The sequence below is a fragment of the Streptomyces sp. CHD11 genome, from assembly GCF_018638295.1.
Lineage (GTDB): Bacteria > Actinomycetota > Actinomycetes > Streptomycetales > Streptomycetaceae > Streptomyces.
Genome location: NZ_JABTTS010000075.1, coordinates 1 through 2,375, shown reverse-complemented (window position 1 = coordinate 2,375; position 2,375 = coordinate 1). Strand labels below are relative to the sequence as shown.

The following is a 2,375-nucleotide window of genomic DNA, read 5'->3' as shown; positions in this document are numbered from 1 at the left end:
GCGCGGGCTGTCGCGGGACGGGCGGTGCAAGGCGTTCGCGGCCGCGGCGGACGGGACCGGGTTCTCCGAGGGCGTGGGGATGCTGGTGCTGGCCCGGCTGTCGGTGGCGCAGGAGCGCGGACTGCCGGTGCTGGGCCTGGTACGGGGCAGTGCGGTGAACTCCGACGGGGCGTCCAACGGGCTGACCGCGCCCAACGGTCCCTCGCAGCAGCGGGTGATCCGGTCCGCGCTGGCCAACGCGGGCCTGTCCCCNCGGGGCAGTGCGGTGAACTCCGACGGGGCGTCCAACGGGCTGACCGCGCCCAACGGTCCCTCGCAGCAGCGGGTGATCCGGTCCGCGCTGGCCAACGCGGGCCTGTCCCCCGCCGAGGTGGACGTGGTGGAGGGGCACGGCACGGGCACGCGGTTGGGCGACCCGATCGAGGCGCAGGCGCTGCTGGCGACGTACGGCCAGGCGCGGACGGCAGGGTCGGACGATCAGCCGCTGCTGCTGGGGTCGCTGAAGTCGAACATCGGGCATACGCAGGCAGCCGCCGGTGTGGCCGGTGTGATCAAGATGGTCATGGCGATGCGGCACGGTGTGGTGCCCAGGACGCTGCATGTGGACGAGCCGTCGCCGGNCGGACGATCAGCCGCTGCTGCTGGGGTCGCTGAAGTCGAACATCGGGCATACGCAGGCAGCCGCCGGTGTGGCCGGTGTGATCAAGATGGTCATGGCGATGCGGCACGGTGTGGTGCCCAGGACGCTGCATGTGGACGAGCCGTCGCCGGCGGTGGACTGGTCCGCCGGTGGACTGGAGCTGGCGACCGAGGAACGGCCGTGGCCGGAGACCGGCCGGCCCCGGCGGGCCGCGGTGTCCTCCTTCGGCATCAGCGGGACCAACGCCCACGTCGTCCTGGAGCAGGCACCGGCGTCCTCCGTGGTGGCGTCCGCGTCCGTGGCGGCGTCGGAGCCGGGTGCTGAGCGGGATGCGGCTGCTGGGTCCGTCGGTGTGGTTGGTGGGTCGCTTCCGGTGGTGCCGGTGGTGGTGTCGGGGCGTTCGGCGGGGGCGTTGCGGGAGGTGGCGGGCCGGTTGGCGGGTGTGGTGGNCGGTGTGGTTGGTGGGTCGCTTCCGGTGGTGCCGGTGGTGGTGTCGGGGCGTTCGGCGGGGGCGTTGCGGGAGGTGGCGGGCCGGTTGGCGGGTGTGGTGGCCGGTGGTGGTGTGGGTGTGGTGGATGTGGGGTTGTCGTCGGCGGTGTCGCGGTCGGTGTTCGAGCATCGTGGTGTGGTGCTGGCGGGTGGGCGTGATGAGTTGGTGGCGGGGTTGCGTGCGCTGGCTGGGGGTGGGTCGGCCGGTGGTGTGGTGTCGGGGGTGGCGGGTGAGGGCCGTGTGGGGTTGTTGTTCACGGGTCAGGGTGCTCAGTGGGTAGGGATGGGCCGGGAGTTGTATGAGGCGTTTCCGGTGTTTGCGGAGGCGTTCGATGAGGTGTGTGGTGGGTTCGGGGGGTTGCTTCCGGGGTCGTTGCGGGAGGTGGTGTTCTCGGGGGTGGGGCTGGATGAGACGGGGTGGACGCAGCCGGCGTTGTTCGCGGTGGAGGTGGCGTTGTTCCGTCTGGTGTCGTCGTGGGGGGTGCGGGCCGATGGTGTGACGGGGCATTCGGTCGGTGAGTTGGCGGCGGCGTATGTGGCGGGTGTGTGGTCGTTGGCGGATGCGTGCCGGGTGGTGGCGGCGCGGGGGCGGTTGATGCAGTCGTTGCCGTCGGGTGGGGCGATGGTTGCGGTGCGGGCCGGTGAGGGTGAGGTCCGTGAGTTGTTGGTGGGGTTGGAGGGTGAGGTGTCGTTGGCGGCGGTCAATGGGCCGTCGTCGGTGGTGATCTCGGGTGTTGAGGGGGCTGTCGAGGGTGTGGCGGGGGTGTTGCGGGAGCGGGGGCGTAAGACGAGTCGGTTGGCGGTGAGTCATGCGTTTCATTCGCCGTTGATGGATCCGGTGCTGGAGGAGTTCGCGGCGGTGGTGGACTCGGTGGAGTTCATGGAGCCGGTGGTGGAGATGGCTGCGGATGTGGCGTCGGTGTGTTCGGCCCGGTATTGGGTGGAGCATGTGCGGGAGCCGGTGCGGTTCGCGGATCAGTTGGTGCGGTTGCGGGAGCGGGGGGTGACGACGTTCCTGGAGATCGGTCCGCAGGGTGTGCTGACGGCGATGGGTCCGCATTGTGTGGCGGACGGTGTGTTCGTGGCGTTGCAGCGCAAGGAGCAGCCGCAGGTGCGGACGGCGTTGACGGCGTTGGCGCAGGTGCATGTGGCCGGTCATGAGGTCGACTGGGGGCGGGTGTTCGACGGGACCGGAGCGTGTCTGGTCGACCTGCCGACCTACCCCTTCCAACACCAGCCCTACTGG

1 pseudogene is annotated in these 2,375 nt (G+C 70.8%); it reads left to right on the top strand.

The window, feature by feature from the left end:
• Positions 1–2,375: pseudogene (locus HTV45_RS34705) on the top strand (acyltransferase domain-containing protein); the annotation flags it as partial.